Raw genomic sequence first — 18,994 nt, forward strand, 5'->3', positions numbered from 1 at the left:
TAATTTAGAGATCAAGGATACCTAAAAATCAATAGGTATCCTTTCATCCATATTTAAGTCGAATGAGCCATATGGATTAATGTGAGTGTAAAATAATGGTGTAAGTGCCCTATAGTCTTCAGGAAGCATTACTTTTTTCCATTCTTTTTCACTTAGTATTTTTTGAACCATAAGAGTATTAATGTATATCATACAGTTTTGGAGTAAGTGTAACGCTAAAACTGAAATTTCTTGATCTTCAAGGCGGTTTGTAGAAATTTCTCCCCCTTTACCGAAAAAAAATGAAACCATTAGCTGAATTCCAATTTTCAACAACATTTAGTCCCTTATGTATTTCTATTCTTACGTCCTCAGAGTTAAAATATTCGCAAAGGAATATCGTTTTTATTACCTTTCCTAGCTCAGAAAGAGCCTGATAGGTGGGATGCTTTAAATTATTTCGTGTAAATCTTTTTAGTATAGCTTCAGTTTCAGCAATTCCAAGCCTAAGAGCAGTAGCATATTTAATCATCTGATCGTACTGTTGCATTATGAGTTCCCAATTTATTGGTCTAGTTAATATTGGTGTTAAATTTTCAAATGAATCATTCATATTTGTATTAGGCTTGTATAACTTTTGACGTCCTATAGATTTTATTCTTGGCATCAATTTAAAACCAAGTAAATAGCAAAATGCAAAAGCAACTTCACTTTGGCCATGGGTGTCAACATAGTTTTTTCTATCTCCATATCAGTACAATGCCTTAACAAACCTTCAATCATAGAAGAAACCTCAGAAGATGAACATGACTTGAGCTGAGAATATATGTAAGTAGAATTTTTTTCAACATGCCAATAAATCATAACTCCACGGTCCCTATAACGAATATGCCATTCGGTCATTAGATTTTGATCCCAACTGGCAAATTTTTTGGAATCTGAAGCACAGCTAGTTATAGTTTCTCCCCAAATTTCCTTGGCTCTTATATCTAATATTGCATTAACAACATCTGATATCGCATTTCTAAGGTCATCTTTATTAATGTATTTTCTTCGTATATACAAAAAGATCCTTATACTTTTCTCCATGATTACCTGAAGCAACACGTTTTAAACTGGTATTTGTTCCTAAGCCATATAAAGCTAAAATAAGACGTTTCTGTATTATACGTCGATTCAGTTGTTCTCTAACTCCCATAGTTTTAAAATTATCAGTAAAAGATAATTGTAAGTCTGTTTCTTTTAATACATCTAATAAGTTAGTCATGGGCCACTTACTTGCTATTTGAGATTTAAGTTTTATTAAATTCTGTGACTCAGCTTGAGGTTCACTTGGTGAGATTGATATCCATCCATTTCCCTTTGTTGTAATTCGTACTTTGGGATTTTTAGTAATATCTTTATTTAAAGAATCCAATGAATTTATCATTTTATTTTGCAAATGCGAAATCAAATTCCTGGCGTCTAAAGGCTTGTTAAGTGCTTTATAGTTTTCCTTTCTATTTATTTCAAAATCTGCTGGTAAGTCTTGATCTGGATTACGGTATCTATCTGCACCTAAAACCCAAATTTCTTTACATCTAAGCTTATCCCTTAATGACTGGAGAGTGAATATTTCGTAATTTATGCGATTTATTCTACTTCTCCCTCGGTTATCAACTTCAACAATAGAATCTTTCCATTTAGCACGTATAACCCCTTCAATAGGAACATATTCATTTGCTGGAAAATGATGCAGGCTTGTATGAGCATACCTTTTAATAAGTTCTAAGGCTTCCATTACAGGTCTATGTATTTCATTATTAGACTTGAATTCTAAGATATGTAATAATTGTGGAATCATCCTTCGATAATGACGTCCATAGGAAGCCCTCATAACAGTATGAACCTTTTTATTATATGCACTTCCTGAATGTCTATATTCTTTTACTAAATCATTTAAAGTCTTTTCAGTTATTATAGGGAATATTGCATCTTTAACTTTTTCATCTGGATTAGCTAGTGCTAGCTCGGCCATTTTATAAAGTATGTTTGTTTTACCATTAGCACGCTTAAAATCATTAATAAACTCCTTATCTATCCTTCGTTCTGCTCTAACTTTAATTTTATGAATTACTTGAATAAGAAGCTCAATGAGATTATCTGTTATTTCCCTGCTTCTTAGCCAAAAGAATATTGATAATAGAGTATATCTAATAGGCTCAGGGTGTCTACGCAGTTCTCTTATATCCTCAGAACCAACCCTTTGTTTATACTTTTTCAATACTTTCTTAGGAATATTATCGAATATAGTATCAGGTATATTCAAATTTCGAATAGTACGTAATTTTTTAATTTCCAAAAAGATGGTTTCTAGTCCAAGTCGTCCTGGATCTGAGCGTAATTCATTGAATAGATTTTCTTCATTGTTTTCATCTGATAAGCCCCTAATCAAAGTATCTATACCATCAAGGGATTCAGAAGAAAGCTTCTTAAATGTATTATTAAAAAATCTATTTTCAAAGGTATTTAACACCGAGCTTATAATTTTTTCTATTCTTTCGTTAGATGAAGGTTCAATTCTTTTCTTTCTAAAGTAAGCAAATACATGCTCCTTTAATGAGTCCCTGTTAGCCCTATTAAAATCAATTAAGGCTAGGAGCCATTTTGTGACCTTTTCAGAATCATCATTATTTGGCAGCCTAAAACCAAAGTAATTTCTAATTTGCACTTTGTGATGTCTTACGCTACGACCGTTTAGATTGTAATTTTCAAGCATACATTCCTGGGTTTCTATTTGTTTTGCAATATACTGAATTACCTGCTTAGGAAATTGACTTTTATGCTCGGGGAATTTGCATTCATTTTGAAAGTATTTAAAGAGTATAGCAAACCCCAGTCTTGCATCCTTTGACTTACTTAGAACCATGTGTAATTCTTCAGGTAACAAAGTAAAGCTTTCAATTAGTTCTTCCATCATCCAAATATTTTTCATTATAAATCCCTCCGAAAACTTTAATTTACTTAAATATATCATTTTCAGATAATTTAGTTAATGAGAAGATTTTTATATCTATAATTTTACCTTGCACCCAGTGAAGTGACACGTTTGCTGGTATTGGGCAACGTTGGGTCATAAAAAAGTGGATAATACAATGATCTACTTTAGTTTTACTACAAAGTAGTAGGAGGAATTGTATAAAAAGCTAGGAAGTCAAATTATGATGATATCCTAAACATTTATTTAAGATATTGTACTATTAAACAAATTAATAGTTTCCGAATTCTCTCAGAACTAACATAAAACAAATACATATTTCATAGAGTTCGAACATAATTACAATTTTGAGAATCGTTTATTCAATTTTTTAAAAAAATATAAGATTTATATTTAATTACATATATATCATTATATGTATATATAAATTTATTTTTGTATATTATATAATTCATGGAATTTCTCTTGATTTTTTGCTATAATGTCTTTAGTTTTTTAAAAAGGGTGTGTAACCATCAAAACTTGGGAAGCAACTGAAATTTCAAGAGAAGAATTTAATAGCTTAAAAGAAATTGAATTTGCATGCTGTGGTGGTGTTTGTGGTGGCGGTTGTCCTAAATAAAACACCAAACGACAATAGAGATATCTCTTTTTTCTAAGAGATATCTCTATTGTCTATTTATAAAAAGGAGGTTGTTAAAATGGCAATGCAGAAAAAAGTCAAAGAATCCTCTCTTTTTAATAAAAATACTATATTAATTTTACAAGGTTTCTTTATATCAATATTTGGAGATTATGTTTTTGAAATAGCAATTTCTTTTTTAATTTTAAAGATGACTGGTTCAACTGCATTAATGTCCTTAATCATGGTATTGAATATATTACCATCAACGCTATTATCGCCCTTTGCAGGTATCTTAGTAGATAGGATGAACAAAAAATGGATGATGGTAAGTATGGATATTATGAGAGGTATTTCAACTATTCTTTTATCTATAATCTTTTTTTGGGGACATGGAAATGTAATTTTAATTGGTATAAATGCAGTTTTTTTATCCGTATGCAAACCATTTTTTCAACTTTCATCAAATTGTCTAATTCCTCAAGTATGTAGTAAAAATAATTTAGTTAGGCTAAGTAGTGTTTCTAATTTAGGGCTTAACATTTCTGAATTATTGGCAAAAAGTTCTTCAGGATTTTTACTTTCACTACTTGGAGCTCCAATATTATTTTTAATAAACGGATTAACATTTTTACTTTCTGGTATTAGTGAAATATTTATAGAATTTGAAGATAATTTAATAGAGGATGAGAATAACAATTTATTTGATAAGTTTAAAACGGATGTTACAACTGCTGTTAATTTTATTAAAGGAGATCATTGTTATAGAATATATATTTTTTTATTTATGTTTGTAATGTTTTTTAATTCAATTAGTAGTACGATGACAATCCCTTTCTTCAATAAATACTATAATCCTGAAATATATGGGATGATTTCTTCAGTCTTAGTTATAGCTTCAATCATTAGTTCTGCTATACTAAGTTATTTAAAGAAAGTAAAGTATACAAGTTTGTTTATAATAGCAATAATTATAACAAGCTTAGCAAGAATTTTATACCCTTTCAATGTTTTAGAAGGAATTCTTGTTCTATTTTTTATAAGTGGATTTTTTGTAAGTATTTCAAACACGATCTTTAACAATATACTCGTTATTGCTATAGATGAAAATGTACGAGGTAAAGTTTTAGGCATTAGCTTTCAATTAGTTTTTGTTTTTCAAATTATTGGAACATTAGTTGGTGGATTATTAGCAGACGTGTTTGATTTGCGTTATATCATTGTAATTTCAAATACCTTATTAATAATAATAGTAATGTTAATATATTTAAGAAATAAGTATACGTTAAATTTAGTCAATGAAAAGTTAGGGAGTGATAATTAATGAGACAACTAAAAGCAAATGGTCATTTGTATGTTAATGATAAAGCCAAAAAAGTAATGCTATATGATAAATATAATGGCAAATTATTTGATATACCATATGATATCTATGAGCAACATAAAATTGATTCTCAAGATGAATTTTATATACAACTTAACAAATATTTAAGTGATAATCCTATAGAAAGTTTAGGATCAAGTGATACATTACAGCATTTAAGATTTATTATGACTAATGATTGTAATTTAAGATGCACATATTGTTATGCAAATGAAGGAAGTTATAATAAAAAAATTGGTAAGCTTTCAAAAAAAGCTGCAAAACAAGCTATAGATAATTTCTATGATCATTATAATCATATTAAGCAGATTTCCTTTTTTGGGGGAGAACCTTTATTAAATTATGATACTGTTGATTATATATGTAGATATGTAACTAACCTATTTGATAAACATAAAATCAAAAGTATGCCAATGTTCTCAATGGTTACAAATTGCACGTTAATAAATGATAGGGTATTGGAAACTTTTAAAAATTATAATTTGAAGATTGTTGCAAGTCTAGATGGTCCTAAAGAAATTAATGATCTACAAAGGATAAAAAAGAATGGGACTGGTTCATTTGGTATAATAGATCGCAATCTAAAACTTTGCCAAGAAATTACTGATGTAGATATTGAATGTACTTATACAAAAAACCATGTAAATTTGGGGTTAACTTGCGAAGAATTAGATAATTTTTTCATGTCGAATTACGGAATAGAAAGAGTAAATATAATAAAAGTCATTGATAATGGTAATATTACTTCGAATTTGAAACTCGATGAAAAAAGCGAAGATGAGTTTTTGAATTCCTATTCTCTTGAAAAAATAAAAGGAAAGTTCTATAAAGATACATATGACGATGTATTTGTTAGAATGATACTTGCATTTAATAGCGATTCTTATACTAAAACATTTTGCGATGCTGGTTTTAAACAATTTACAGTTAATTTTGATGGAAACATATATCCTTGCCAAGGATTTGTAGATAATGATGAATATATTTTAGGTAACATTACTGAATCAATAGATACTATAAAGAATTCTTCTAAAAATCTTCTAAAAAAATATTTTAAATCAGAGCATGAAAAATGTAAAGTTTGTGGAAATAAGAGATTTTGTCAATATTGTATATCATTTTCTGGTGAATCATATAATGACGAAGAGCATTGTAAATATGTTAATGAATTATGTAATAGTTTTATCAATGGAATTTTAAACATGCAAGTTGAAGATAATGATGAATATAGAAAAACACTGAAAAAAATATACTCAAAACTAAACAAACAATACGAAAAAATATCATGAAAAAAATAATAGTAAAAATAACTTCAGAAAATGATAGATCAATAAAAGAAACTTATGAGAAGGCTAAAATAGAAGTTCCCTTTTTTATGACAGTTGACAAAAATTATGATGAGTATCAATTACGCGATCTTATTGATGTTCCAGAGGAAGCTTTTTTAAGTAGAGATAGTGGTAGTTTCAAACTTGACCCTAAGTTTATTATATGGATCATAAAATATTGCAAAGAAAATAATAAGGGCTTAGCAATAATACATAACCATTTCAACAATCCCACTTTCTCTCTAAATGATCTAAACGCTGAAAAAGTTATAAGAAAGCTTGCAAATAAATATGGAGTCATATGCTTTATTAATGGTATAATTTCAACCAGAAAATATTACTTTAGAATTTTTAATTATAATTCTTTAATATGTTTTGAAAATTCAAAAGTAGAAATAATCAAGACTTAAAGTGTTTCAGGTCTTGCCAACGAATTTTATTAATTTTCATTTTTGAAGATTAGTTATATTATTTCAAGCTGTTAACAACTTTTAGAGAGAAGTGTCGTAACCACATATAAATCCTAATATTTTTATAATGCCAATAGTATCCTAAAGACTAATTTAAGATACTATTTAAGCTTAGATAACCGTTTAATTTCTAACGTAAATTAAAACTATTTAGTATAGTATAATTGTAGCAACAAAACAGTGATACGGATTATAAGATGGAAAGGGGGCTTTATGACAGATATCAATAAGCTAATCGAGTTCCAAAATACTAGTTTTAGCAATGAAACCAAAGATACAAATATAAGGGTAAAAATGTCAACAATACAAAAGGAAGCTTTGAAAATGATGTCTATAGTAAGAAAAACGACAATATCAAAGCTTATTTGGAGAATTTTGCTTGCTTAAAACTATAAATTCTTTAGCCATAGGAAATAGCTTCCTATAGCTGTCTTTATCGCTTCTGGTCCTTTCGATAACTTTATTAGCTAAGAAAATTGCATAATTAACACTAATAATTTTCAAATACCATATTCAGATAACTTTTATTGATTCTCTCTACTACCTTTTGCACCAAAAAGACCCTTTCTTTTTTGAAAGGGTCTTCTTTCTATAGAAACTTTATATTTTGTTTTTATTTATTATTTATTGATAAATAGTAAATTCATATATGTTTTATACTATGCCAAAAGTTGCTGCAACTATTGCTACTATAGTAGCACAAAGTGGAATTACAACTGTACACATACCAAGATCTGCATATGACTCCTTATGAGTTAATCCAGTTATACCTAGTAATGTTATAACTGCACCATTATGTGGAAGAGTGTCAAGTCCACCACACGCCATTGCAGCTATCCTATGAAAAGCTGCTGGGTCAATGCCAAGGGCAGTAGCTTTTTGCATATATATATCTCCCAATGCTCCAAGTGCAATACTCATACCACCAGAAGCTGAACCAGTTATACCAGCAAGTATACTTGTTGAAGCTGCAAGGGAAATAAGGGGTGTACCAGGTATTGCAAGTATAGCCGCTTTAACTAATGCAAAAGCCCCTAAGGCTTTAATAACGTTACCATAACCAACCTCAGATGAAGTGTTAATTATGGCTAATAATGAACCATAAGCCCCTTGGTTAATAGTTTCTTTCATGTTATCAATGTTTTTACGGAATATAATTAATGCTACCACTATAGATGCTACAAGGGAAATAATTATACTCCATATACCTTTAACCTTACTTAATGTTGTTCCATATTGTTCAAGGAAGGAACCATCCATATTTCCAAAATAGAATTTACCAAGCAAATAATTAAGTACAAGCACTATGATTATTGGAGTTAATGCGGCAGCAAAGCTTGGTAGCTTGTCCAAATCGAATTCTTTGATTTCTTCTTTATGATTACCATAGCCTTCTCCAGCTGCCATGGCCTTTTTAGAACGTGTAGTAAGCCACCACATACCACCACCAAACATAACTGCTGCACCTATAAGCCCAAGAATTGGAGCAGCCCATGCAGTAGTTCCAAAAAACGGCATAGGAATAGCATTTTGGATTTGTGGTGTACCTGGCAGTGCAGTCATAGTAAAGGTAAAGGAACCAAGTGCAATTGAAGCAGGTATAAATCTTTTTGGAACATTACCTTCTCTAAATAACGCTGCTGCTACAGGATAAACTGCAAAAGCAACAACGAATAATGAAACCCCACCATAGGTCAATATTGCACAGGATAACACAACTGCTAAAATAGCTTTATCTTTTCCAAGCTTTTCAGCTATAAAATGAGCTATAGATTTAGCAGCTCCAGAAGCATCCATAACCTTACCAAATATAGCTCCTAATAAGAATAGTGGGAAGTAAGCCTTTGCATATCCTGCAAAGCTTTTCATGAATACTTCGGTATAGCTTGCAAGTAGAGGGATATCTCCCGAAAATACTGCTGCTAGCATTGCTAGTATTGGTGCTAGAATAAGAACTGTGATTCCTCTGTAAGCTAGATACATAAGTAAGCCTAAAGAAATGATAATACCAATAACTCCTAACATAATTTGACTCCTTTCTTCATATATAATTTTTTATTATTGCTAAGGGTCAGATGCAAATGTCATCTGCCCTAAAAAACTTAATACAATTATTATTTTAAAAAATTCACTATATAAAAAATATATGTAAATGATTTTATATAGTTAGACCCATCAATTCATCCTTAAATATTCTTGAATCCATTTCCTTTAGTTCTTCAGAAACTATCGGTTTGAAATCCATTAAGTCTAAAACATCTTTTTGAAGGTCTATACCTGGAGCAATTTCTTTTAATACTAATCCTTCTCTAGAAAGCTCAAAAACTGCTCTTTCAGTTATATATAAAACTGGTGTTTCATTATCAATAGCATAATCACCACTAAAGGTTATTTGTTCAACCTTATCTAAGAACTTTTTAACTCTACCTTCTTTTTCTATTACAAGTCTTCCATCCTTTGCTTTAACCTTCAATCCACCAGCAGTAAAGGTTCCACAATATACCACTTTTTTAGCATTTTGAGTTATATTGATAAAGCCACCGCAGCCAGCTATTTTAGGTCCAAATTTAGAAACATTAATATTTCCTTTTTTATCACATTGAGCTAATCCTAAAAATGCTAAATCAAGTCCTCCACCATCATAAAAATCAAATTGATATGGTTGATCTAATATGGCTTCAGGGTTAGTTGAAGCTCCAAAATCTAATCCTCCAGCTGGTACTCCTCCTACTGGTCCAGATTCAACAGTAAGAACCATTTGGTCTCCAGCACCTTCTTCATTTGCTACCATTGCAATCACTTCTGGAACTCCTATACCAAGATTCACTATGGCATTGGGAATAAGCTCCATAGCAGCCCTTCTTGCAATGATTTTTCTCTCATTTAATGGTAACGATTTTATTGAATTGACTGGAACATATGTCTTTCCACAATATGAAGAATCATATTGATTTCCATAGGTTTGCATATGATTTTCTTCATTTTCAGCAACAACAACTGTATCTACATATATACCAGGTATTTTAATAAGCTTTGGATCTAATGAACCAGCCTTTACTATCTTTTTAACTTGTACTATTACTTTACCTCCCGAATTTTTACATGCAGCAGCAATTGATAAAGCTTCTAAAGAAACAGCCTCTTCCTCCATTGAGATGTTTCCATATTCATCTGCGTATGTTCCTCTTAAAAGGGCTACATCTATGGGAAAGGATTTGTAAAATAAGTATTCTTTACCTTCAAGCTCTATAAGCTTTACCATATCTTCCTTTGTTACATCATTTATTTTTCCACCCTCTAATCTAGGATCTACAAAAGTCTTTAATCCCACATGGGTGATAGTCCCTGGTTTTCCAGCTGCTATATCTCTAAATAAATGAGAAATTACACCCTGTGGAAAATTGTAAGCCTCGATTTTATTTTCAAGGGCCAATTTTTGCAACTTAGGTGCGAGTCCCCAATGCCCTCCAATTACCTTTTTTATTAAACCTTCATGTCCTAAATGATTTAAACCCTTATCTTTACCATCTCCTTGACCAGCAGCATATACTAAAGTAAGGTTTTTAGGAGTGCCAGTTTCAAGAAATTGTTTTTCTAAAGCAATTTCTACTTCTTCTGGTACACCTATGCCTACAAAGCCTCCAGTAGCTAATATGGCATCATCTGGAATCAATTTTACGGCTTCTTCTGCATTTAATACTTTAACACGCATTATTTACCCTCCTTTATATTGTTGTTAATTTTTTATCCATATTACTATATCCATTAATAATAAGAGCAAATATCATGCCATGTTATGTATTTAATGTTATTTTATTAACAATGACTATTATACAAAAACATTTCTATCATTAACAATAATTATTTTAAATTTCTAAATATCTTTCAAAGTCTTTATTTCCAAAGAGTTTAAATTAATTTCTATAAATATCTCTAAATATTGCTTTATCAACTCCAATATCACATTAAAACTTAAAAATTAAACTTCTGAAAAAATAAAAAGATTAAAAAAACGTAAATAAAATTTACATTTTTCTAATCCGTCAGCAAATATCATGTATTGTATTGCAATCTTTATTTCTTTTAAAAAAGCGTAAATTGTGTTTACATATATTTTTTTTATACACTTCTTTATAGTATTTATCACTCTTTATATTAAATTAAAGGCTATCTAGTTTATATCTCTCTATCTTTTTATATAATCCCATTCTACTAATTCCAAGCATCTTTGCAGCTTTATTCTTATTACCTTTAGTCTTTATTAAACATTCTTGAATAACTTCCTTTTCTACTTCTTCAATAATACTTTTTAAATTCCTATTTCCTATGAGATATGTTTTAGTTTTTTTTCTAGTCAGCCTTTCTGGCAAATGCTTAGGCTTTATTATTAAATCTGCATCTAATAGATTGATAGCTCGTTCTATAACATTCTCAAGCTCCCTGATATTGCCTGGCCAATCATAGTTTTTTAGATATTCTATGGCCTCTTGAGATATACCCTCTACATATATACCTAATTTATTGGCAATTTTCATTTTAAGTTCATTTGCTAAAGCTTCTATATCTTCCCTTCTCTCTCTAAGCGGTGGTAATTTTATAGCCATTACATTTAATCTATAAAAAAGATCTTCTCTGAATTCATTTTTCTTTACAAGTTTTTCTAAATCTTTATTTGTTGAGGTTATTATTCTAACATCTATGTTTTTTAGTATATTTCCACCTAATCTTTCTACTTCTTTTTCTTGTATCACCCTTAAAAGCTTTGCCTGCATAGTAAGGGGCATGTCTCCTATTTCATCAAGCAAAATAGTTCCACAGTTTGCCAACTCAAATTTTCCTTTTTTACCACCCTTTTTAGCTCCTGTAAAGGCTCCTTCTTCATAGCCAAATAATTCAGACTCCAACAGTTCCGATGGTATTGCTGCACAATTAATCTTTACAAATGGCCCTAGATTTCTACTGCTGGCATTATGAATAGCATGGGCAAAAAGTTCCTTTCCTGTTCCACTCTCTCCCAAGATAAGTACATTTGAATTGGTCTTTGCTGCTTTTTTTGCTAGTGCTTTGACTTCCTTCATCTTAGGACTATCTCCAACTAGATTTTCAAAGGTATATTTTGCTACTCTTTTATCGGCAAGCTCATTTTTGTAATATTCTATCTCTTTTTCAAGCTTACTTATTTTTTTACTTAAAGTAGCTAAATCACTAACATCTTTAAACATTGTCTTTCCAACTGCTCCAATAACTTTGCCATCCTTTTTAAATGGTATACGCATAGCAATCATTCTGCTTCCTTTTATTTCTTGTATTTCTCCTACTTCCATTATTCCTGTATTTACTACTATGTGCATTCTTGTATTTTCAATAACTTCAGTTACATGTTTCCCTTCTGGGTTTGGATCTCCGACAAATTCCTTATATGCTTTACTCATCATTGTAATTATTCCATTTCTATCCACAACAACAATCCATTCATTAAAGGTGTCCAAAATGGTATTTAATATATCGATGTATACTTCATCTTCATTAAGTTTTTTACTTATTTTATTATAGTCTGTCACATCATGAAATAGGGCTATAGCTCCTTGAATTTCATCTTGATGTAATATAGGTAGCCTATTAACTACAAATTGCCTTCCATTACTAGAAAATCTTTGATTCATTTCTTCCTTTTTTGTTTCTATAACCCTCATCAACTTAGTATTTACAATAACATCTTTTATTCTCTTCCTTATAACATCTTCAAATTTCAAGCCCAAAAGTTCTTCTGCCCTCTCATTGATCATGTTAATATTTCCATTTTTGTCTATACCTATTAAAGCATCCGTAATATTTTCTATTATTGCTCTAAAATATTTATCGATATATTTCATTATTACACCTCGTTTTATATAAAATGTTTATTTTATAAATCTAACAACCTAAATTTGACAATAAAATATCAAAATATATCTTTAGTATTATGATATCATAGAATTTGTCGGAAGGTAAATATTTATAAACCAATCCTTCAATTTAAAACAACAAGAAAAAGTAATCTTAGTAAATCCATATTTAATAATAAAAAATATCCCCACAAAAAAAGAATCCTAAATCTAGGATTCTTTTTTTGCTTAATCTTATTTATGGTATGAACCTATCAACAAGCTTTTAAACTATATGGGTGTCCATTTAAGGGTATGAGGCTTTAAAATAAAATCCGAATTCTTAGGGAGGTCTTCAATCTTATATATAAATGACATGGCTAATTATCATTTTATAGGTTTATTGTTTCGACACCCATATCCCCATACCCATGAAGTTATCCGTACAATTATTATATCCTATTCAGAATCTTTAGTAGCAGCAAGTTCCTCTATCAATGCAGGTATTACCTTATTTAAATCACCAACAATCCCTACATCTGCTACTTCAAATATTGGAGCTTCTGCATCTTTATTTATAGCAACTATAAATTCAGATTCTTCCATACCAGCTATATGCTGAATAGCTCCAGAGATACCACAAGCTATATATAAATCTGGTCTTACAGTTTTTCCTGTTTGCCCTACTTGATGGTCTCTATCAATCCACCCAGCATCAACAACTGCACGAGAAGCTGATACTTGTCCATCAAGTCCAGCAGCTAACTCCTTAAGCACTTCAAAATTCTCAGGTTTTCCAATTCCTCTACCACCTGAAACTAATATTTTAGCATCTTCAATATTTATTTTTTGTTTTGTTTCCTTTACTACTTCCAATATCTCGACATTCATATCTTCTTTAGTGAATTCTACTTTTACTTCTTCAATATGCCCTTCTCTGTTTTCATCCTTTTCAAAAAGAGGCATAACTCCAGGTCTAACTGTAGACATTTGTGGCCTATGATCTGGGCAAATAATTGTTGCCATAATATTTCCACCAAAGGCAGGTCTTGTCATTAATAAATTTCTAGTTTCATCATCTATATCCAATGAAGTACAGTCTGCTGTAAGTCCCGTATGAATTCTAGCTGAAACCCTAGGAGCTAAATCTCTTCCTATAGCAGTTGCACCAATTAAGAATATTTCTGGTTTCTTTAAATTAATTACCTGTGTTAATGCCTTTGTATATGGCTCTGTCATATATATATCTAAAGCTGGGTCATCAACATATAAAACTTCATCTGCTCCATAATGAATTAATGTTTTTGTTTTATCTACTATATTATTGCCCAATATTACAGCTACAACTTTTTCTCCTAATTTATCTGCAATTTCTCTACCTTTTCCAATAAGCTCTAAAGAAACTCTTTGAATTTCTCCTTGTCTTTGCTCAACGAATACGAAAACCCCTTTATATTCTGCGATATTCAAGGTACTCCCTCCTTATACTTTTTGATTCAAACCTAACTATATTATGAATTTTTCTTTTAATTTTTCTACTATAATTTTTGCTGCATCCTTTGGTTCTACCTCATATACTTTACCTGCAGCCTTAGCTCCCTTTGTAAAGGATTTCTTAACCTTAGTTGGTGAGCCCTTTAGTCCTATATTAGCTGTATCTACTTCTATATCATTTAAACTCCAAGTAATTATTTCCTTTTCTCTATAAGCATCAAATACTCCACCAATTGACATATATCTTGGCTGATTCATTTCGCTAAGGGTAGTTATTAAACATGGCATTTTTACCTTTATCTTATGATATCCGTCTTCAAAAACTCTCTTTAATATCAAGCTGTCTCCATCTAACTCAAGGTCTTCAACATAGCTTACCTGTGGTAAATTTAAATGCTCAGCTATTTGTGGTCCTACTTGAGCAGTATCTCCATCGATTGCTTGTCTTCCTGCTATAACTAAATCATAATCTAATTTTCTTAAAGCTGCTGCCAATGTACTTGATGTAGCCCAAGTATCTGCACCTGCAAAGGCTCTATCGCTTAGTAAAATGGCTTTATCTGCTCCCATAGCCAAAGCTTCTCTAAGGGCTTTTTGTGCTTGAGGTGGTCCCATTGTAAGTACAGTCACTTCTGCTCCCACTTCATCCTTAAGTTTTAAAGCAGCCTCCAAACCACTTTTATCATCAGGATTTATGATACTTGGAACACCGTCCCTTATAAGAGTACCTGTTTTAGGATCTAATCTAACCTCTGTAGTATCTGGAACTTGTTTAATACAAACAACTATTTTCATCATTAAAGCCTCCTTATCTTAACATACTTCCTGCTATAACCATTCTTTGTACTTCTGAAGTACCTTCATATATTTCTGTTATCTTAGCATCTCTCATCATTCTTTCAACTGGATATTCCCTTGTATAACCATATCCACCATGTAATTGTACTGCTTTAGTTGTAACCTCCATAGCTGTTTCTGCAGCAAAAAGCTTAGCCATAGCTGCATAAGTGCTGTAAGGAGCTTTATCATCCTTAGCTTTAGCAGCTCTATATACTAAAAGTCTTGCTGCATCTGTTTTAGTTTGCATATCTGCAAGGGTAAATTGAGTATTTTGGAACTTAGCTATTGCCCTTCCAAACTGCTTTCTTTCTTTTACATATTTTACTGTTTCATCAATAGCTCCCTGTGCAATACCCAGTGCCTGTGACCCTATTCCAATACGTCCACCATCCAATGTCTTCATTGCAATCTTGAATCCTTGTCCTTCTTTTCCAAGTAAATTTTCCTTTGGAACTCTAACATTGTCAAATATAAGCTCACAAGTAGCGGAACCCTTAATACCCATTTTTGCTTCTTTTTTACCTATACTAAAGCCTTCATAATCTTTTTCAACTATAAAGGCTGATATACCCTTAACACCTTTACTCTTATCTGTCATAGCCATAACTATATATATATCAGCATAGCCAGCATTTGTTATGAATATCTTTGAGCCATTTAATATATAATGATCTCCATCTAGTACTGCATTTGTCTGTTGTCCAGCTGCATCAGTACCTGCATTAGGTTCAGTTAATCCAAATGCTCCCAGCTTTTCTCCTTTAGCTAATGGAACTAAATATTTTTGTTTTTGTTCTTCTGTACCAAATTCATATATTGGTGAAGCACATAATGAAGTGTGGGCAGATACTATAACACCTGTAGTAGCACACACCTTAGATAATTCTTCCACAGCCATTATATAGGCTAGGTTATCTCCACCTTGTCCACCATATTCCTTAGGGAAGGGTATTCCCAAGAAACCATATCTAGCTAGTTTTTTAACTGTTTCTATGGGAAACATTTCCTTTTCATCAACTTCTTCTGCAAGAGGCTTAACTTCATTCTCTGCAAACTCTCTGTACATTTGTCTTAGCATTTCATGTTCTTCTGGAATGCGAAAATCCATACTATTTTCCTCCTCTAACAATGGTATTTTAAATAAATAATATTAATATTATTTAATATTTTGTTTGTTTATTAACTAACATTTCTTTACTTAGTTTCAACTTTATTTCAATCTTCTATATAGGATTTACATAGTAAAACTTAATTTATAATGTACAAATACGCAACGTTTCTGGGCGTTTTGGATATGTATAAATTAAAGTCTTTACTTAAATTCCTATATATCTTTTTTAATAAAGCTATAATTTATATTACTATTATTTAGGTGGCATTACTGTAGCAATACCCTTAAGAACTACTTCTCCATTTTGATTGGTGCAAATTGTATTTAGCTTAATTCTATTTTTATCTTCAATTTTTTCTATAACTTCCACCTCTGCTTTTATGGTATCCCCAAATCTAACTGGAGCTGTAAATTTAAGTTCCTGTGCTAAATAAATAGTCCCAGGTCCTGGTAATTGTACTCCTAAAACTGCTGAAACTAGTCCAGCTGTTAGCATACCATGGGCAATTCTTCCTTTGAAGATTGTATCCTTAGATACTTCATGGTTGATATGGGCAGGATTTATATCTCCTGTTATACCTGCATAAAGGTAAACATCTGTTTCAGTTATGGTTTTTTGAAAAAAAGCCTTATCTCCAATTTTTATTTCCTTTATGGTTTTACCTTTCAACAAATTAACCTCCTTCTTTGCGTAAATCTTGAGGTTGGAAATACAAATGTATTTCCAACTCCAAAATCAACAATTTAGTATTTATATAATGAATTTTATTGAGTCTACCGCCTAGAAACGGGTCGCCAGCTCAAAACCTATCTTTCTACAATTACAGCAGTCCCTTGTCCTCCACCTATACATAGGGTTGCTAATCCTTTTTTAGAATCTCGTTTTATCATTTCATGGATCAAGGTAACTAAAATCCTTGCTCCAGATGCTCCAATAGGATGTCCTAATGCAATAGCTCCACCATTTACATTCACTTTATCCATATCAAAATTCAAATCTTTTGCTACTGCTAAAGATTGAGCTGCAAAGGCTTCATTTGCTTCTATTAAATCCAAATCTTCTACTTTAAGTCCAGCTTTCTCTAAGGCTTTTTTAGATGACGGCACTGGTCCATATCCCATAATAGCTGGGTCTATTGCAGCTGAAGCATATGATTTTATAGTAGCTAAGATATCTAATCCTAATTCTTCAGCCTTCTCCTTAGCCATTACTATAAACATAGCTGCACCATCATTTATACCAGATGCATTTCCTGCAGTTACTGTACCGTCCTTTTTAAAGGCTGGTCTTAATTTTCCAAGTTTTTTTAATGTAGTTCCAAATTTAGGGTATTCATCTGTATCAACAACCATTGGATCCCCTTTTCTTTGTGGCACTTCTACAGGAACGATTTCATCTTTAAATCTGCCTTCTTTAATGGCTTTTTCAGCCCTTTGCTGACTAGTTAATGCAAACTTATCTTGTTCTTCTCTTGAGATATTCCATCTTTCTGCCACATTTTCAGCTGTGATTCCCATATGATAATCATTAAAAGCATCCCATAGTCCATCTTTTATCATTGAGTCAACTAATTTACCGTCACCCATTCTATGTCCCCATCTAGCTTTATTAAGAAGGTATGGAGCATTGGTCATGCTTTCTGTACCACCTGCAAGGATTACATCTGCATCACCTAACATTATTGATTGAGCTGCCATGCTTACTGTTCTAAGTCCTGAACCACATACTTTATTTATTGTTATTGCTGGTACATGTTCTGGTATACCTGCCTTTATAACTACTTGTCTAGCGACATTTTGTCCAAGTCCTCCTTGAAGTACATTACCTATAAGTGCTTCATCAATAATTTCTGGTTTAATCCCTGCTCTTTTTATAGCCTCTTTAGCTGCCACTGCTCCTAAATCAACAGCCGAAAGTGATTTAAAACAACCATTAAATGCTCCAATCGGTGTTCTAACGGCACTTACAATTACTACTTCCCTCACTATTATTCCTCCTCATATTTACATTCATAAAGTTCTATATAAAAGGTTGTTTTTACACCTTCAACCTATAAACTACAACCTCTTTTATCTATTATTTAGAATAATCATAGAATCCTTTACCAGTTTTTCTTCCTAATAGTCCTCCCCTTACCATCTTTCTTAAAAGTGGATGTGGTCTATATTTTGGATCTCCAAACTCTTCATAAAGTACTTCCATAATTGCTAAGTTTACATCATTACCTATTAAATCTGCTAAAGCTAAAGGTCCTATTGGATGATTGGCTCCAAGCTTCATAGCTGTATCTATATCTTCTGCACTTGCAACCCCATCAGCTAAAATCCCTATAGCTTCATTAATCATAGGAATAAGTATCCTATTTACCACAAATCCTGGAGCTTCTTCTACCTCCACAGGTGTCTTATTTAATTTCTTTGTTAATTCTACAACTGTATTCTTTGTTTCTTCTGAAGTAGCAATTCCCCTTATTACTTCTACTAGCTTCATAACTGGTACGGGGTTAAAGAAATGCATTCCTATAACCCTGTCAGGTCTATTGGTAGAGCTTGATATTTCTGTTATTGAAAGTGAAGATGTATTTGTAGCAAGTATCGCTTCTTCTTTACAGATACCATCTAGCTCAGCAAATATTTTTTTCTTTATTTCCATATTCTCCACTGCTGCTTCTATCACTAGGTCTGCATCCTTTGCTAAATTAATATCTGTTGTAGGTGTAATCCTAGCTAGTATTTCCTTTTTCTCTTCCTCAGTTATTTTTTCTTTCTTTACACTTCTATCTAAATTTTTTGTTATTGTTGCTAGACCTCTTTGTACAAATTTTTCTTCAATATCCCTCATTACTACTTCATATCCTGTTTGTGCAAAGGCCTGAACGATTCCAGAACCCATTGTCCCTGCACCTAAAACAAATACCTTCATTT

At 31.5% G+C, this 18,994-nt stretch carries 15 protein-coding genes and 1 pseudogene; 4 read left to right on the forward strand and 12 right to left on the reverse strand.

All coding sequences use genetic code 11. The features are described 5' to 3' along the window. Positions 1 to 21: 21 nt before the first annotated feature. The 3 genes and pseudogenes from BUB36_RS20610 to BUB36_RS02060 all read right to left on the reverse strand — a co-directional run bounded on the left by BUB36_RS20610 (position 22) and on the right by BUB36_RS02060 (position 2,953). The gene (locus tag BUB36_RS20610) at positions 22 to 312 is read right to left on the reverse strand and encodes a Tn3 family transposase (protein WP_408633764.1); all 291 of its coding nucleotides are present in this window, start codon (positions 310 to 312) and stop codon (positions 22 to 24) included. After that, positions 269 to 1,068 (reverse strand): annotated as a pseudogene (locus BUB36_RS20615) (Tn3 family transposase). The gene BUB36_RS20610 and the pseudogene BUB36_RS20615 overlap by 44 nt, the downstream one beginning before the upstream one ends. Further along, complete coding sequence (locus BUB36_RS02060) at positions 1,019 to 2,953, reverse strand: DUF4158 domain-containing protein (RefSeq protein ID WP_073146733.1); 1,935 nt, start codon at positions 2,951 to 2,953, stop codon at positions 1,019 to 1,021. Before BUB36_RS02060 ends, BUB36_RS20615 begins: the two are co-directional and overlap by 50 nt. Before the next feature lie 704 nt (positions 2,954 to 3,657). Between BUB36_RS02060 and BUB36_RS02065 the strand changes: the two genes are divergently transcribed. The 4 genes from BUB36_RS02065 (at position 3,658) to BUB36_RS19550 (ending at position 7,147) form a co-directional block, all read left to right on the forward strand. Continuing rightward, entirely contained in the window at positions 3,658 to 4,902 is a 1,245-nt protein-coding gene (locus tag BUB36_RS02065; RefSeq protein WP_073146734.1) for an MFS transporter, read from the forward strand. After that, positions 4,902 to 6,251 carry a radical SAM/SPASM domain-containing protein gene (locus tag BUB36_RS02070; protein WP_073146735.1) on the forward strand — a complete coding sequence of 450 codons (1,350 nt, stop codon included), beginning with the start codon at positions 4,902 to 4,904 and terminating at the stop codon, positions 6,249 to 6,251. Before BUB36_RS02065 ends, BUB36_RS02070 begins: the two co-directional genes overlap by 1 nt. After that, a complete protein-coding gene (locus tag BUB36_RS02075; RefSeq protein WP_073146736.1) occupies positions 6,248 to 6,700 on the forward strand; it encodes a hypothetical protein in 453 nt (150 codons plus the stop codon). The genes BUB36_RS02070 and BUB36_RS02075 overlap by 4 nt, the downstream gene beginning before the upstream one ends. Positions 6,701 to 6,973: 273 nt before the next feature. Continuing rightward, positions 6,974 to 7,147 (forward strand): hypothetical protein, encoded by a 174-nt coding sequence (locus BUB36_RS19550; RefSeq protein ID WP_165613012.1) that lies wholly within the window; start codon positions 6,974 to 6,976, stop codon positions 7,145 to 7,147. Between the two features lie 267 nt (positions 7,148 to 7,414). Here BUB36_RS19550 and BUB36_RS02080 read toward each other — a convergent pair whose 3' ends face one another. From BUB36_RS02080 to BUB36_RS02120, 9 genes are all read right to left on the reverse strand, one after another. Next, a complete protein-coding gene (locus tag BUB36_RS02080; RefSeq protein WP_207550740.1) occupies positions 7,415 to 8,785 on the reverse strand; it encodes a GntP family permease in 1,371 nt (456 codons plus the stop codon). A gap of 133 nt (positions 8,786 to 8,918) precedes the next feature. Continuing rightward, positions 8,919 to 10,472: an acyl CoA:acetate/3-ketoacid CoA transferase gene (locus BUB36_RS02085; protein ID WP_073146738.1), complete on the reverse strand. Its 1,554-nt coding sequence runs from the start codon at positions 10,470 to 10,472 to the stop codon at positions 8,919 to 8,921. A gap of 448 nt (positions 10,473 to 10,920) precedes the next feature. Continuing rightward, complete coding sequence (locus BUB36_RS02090) at positions 10,921 to 12,633, reverse strand: sigma 54-interacting transcriptional regulator (protein ID WP_073146739.1); 1,713 nt, start codon at positions 12,631 to 12,633, stop codon at positions 10,921 to 10,923. A 450-nt stretch (positions 12,634 to 13,083) separates the two neighbouring features. Continuing rightward, a complete protein-coding gene (locus BUB36_RS02095; RefSeq protein ID WP_073146740.1) occupies positions 13,084 to 14,094 on the reverse strand; it encodes an electron transfer flavoprotein subunit alpha/FixB family protein in 1,011 nt (336 codons plus the stop codon). 36 nt (positions 14,095 to 14,130) lie between these two features. Further along, positions 14,131 to 14,913, reverse strand: coding sequence for an electron transfer flavoprotein subunit beta/FixA family protein (locus tag BUB36_RS02100; protein WP_073146741.1), 783 nt, complete (start codon positions 14,911 to 14,913; stop codon positions 14,131 to 14,133). A 13-nt stretch (positions 14,914 to 14,926) separates the two neighbouring features. After that, a complete protein-coding gene (locus BUB36_RS02105) occupies positions 14,927 to 16,066 on the reverse strand; it encodes an acyl-CoA dehydrogenase (RefSeq protein WP_073146742.1) in 1,140 nt (379 codons plus the stop codon). A gap of 256 nt (positions 16,067 to 16,322) precedes the next feature. Next, positions 16,323 to 16,739, reverse strand: a complete 417-nt coding sequence (locus tag BUB36_RS02110) for a MaoC family dehydratase (protein WP_073146743.1) — start codon at positions 16,737 to 16,739, stop codon at positions 16,323 to 16,325. 137 nt (positions 16,740 to 16,876) lie between these two features. Next, positions 16,877 to 18,055 (reverse strand): acetyl-CoA C-acetyltransferase, encoded by a 1,179-nt coding sequence (locus tag BUB36_RS02115; protein WP_073146744.1) that lies wholly within the window; start codon positions 18,053 to 18,055, stop codon positions 16,877 to 16,879. A gap of 91 nt (positions 18,056 to 18,146) precedes the next feature. Next, on the reverse strand, positions 18,147 to 18,992 hold the full coding sequence (locus BUB36_RS02120) for a 3-hydroxybutyryl-CoA dehydrogenase (RefSeq protein WP_073146767.1): 846 nt from the start codon (positions 18,990 to 18,992) through the stop codon (positions 18,147 to 18,149). Positions 18,993 to 18,994: the final 2 nt, after the last annotated feature.

Origin of the sequence: Paramaledivibacter caminithermalis DSM 15212, from assembly GCF_900142245.1 — a bacterium.
In the GTDB taxonomy this organism is placed as follows: Bacteria; Bacillota; Clostridia; order Peptostreptococcales; family Caminicellaceae; genus Paramaledivibacter; species Paramaledivibacter caminithermalis.

Coding starts and splice junctions, on each gene's coding strand:
- BUB36_RS02060 (WP_073146733.1), bottom strand. CDS start 2,953: ATGAAAAATATTTGGATGATGGAAGAACTAATTGAAAGCTTTACTTTG.
- BUB36_RS02065 (WP_073146734.1), top strand. CDS start 3,658: ATGGCAATGCAGAAAAAAGTCAAAGAATCCTCTCTTTTTAATAAAAAT.
- BUB36_RS02070 (WP_073146735.1), top strand. CDS start 4,902: ATGAGACAACTAAAAGCAAATGGTCATTTGTATGTTAATGATAAAGCC.
- BUB36_RS02075 (WP_073146736.1), top strand. CDS start 6,248: ATGAAAAAAATAATAGTAAAAATAACTTCAGAAAATGATAGATCAATA.
- BUB36_RS19550 (WP_165613012.1), top strand. CDS start 6,974: ATGACAGATATCAATAAGCTAATCGAGTTCCAAAATACTAGTTTTAGC.
- BUB36_RS02080 (WP_207550740.1), bottom strand. CDS start 8,785: ATGTTAGGAGTTATTGGTATTATCATTTCTTTAGGCTTACTTATGTAT.
- BUB36_RS02085 (WP_073146738.1), bottom strand. CDS start 10,472: ATGCGTGTTAAAGTATTAAATGCAGAAGAAGCCGTAAAATTGATTCCA.
- BUB36_RS02090 (WP_073146739.1), bottom strand. CDS start 12,633: ATGAAATATATCGATAAATATTTTAGAGCAATAATAGAAAATATTACG.
- BUB36_RS02100 (WP_073146741.1), bottom strand. CDS start 14,913: ATGAAAATAGTTGTTTGTATTAAACAAGTTCCAGATACTACAGAGGTT.
- BUB36_RS02105 (WP_073146742.1), bottom strand. CDS start 16,066: ATGGATTTTCGCATTCCAGAAGAACATGAAATGCTAAGACAAATGTAC.
- BUB36_RS02120 (WP_073146767.1), bottom strand. CDS start 18,992: ATGAAGGTATTTGTTTTAGGTGCAGGGACAATGGGTTCTGGAATCGTT.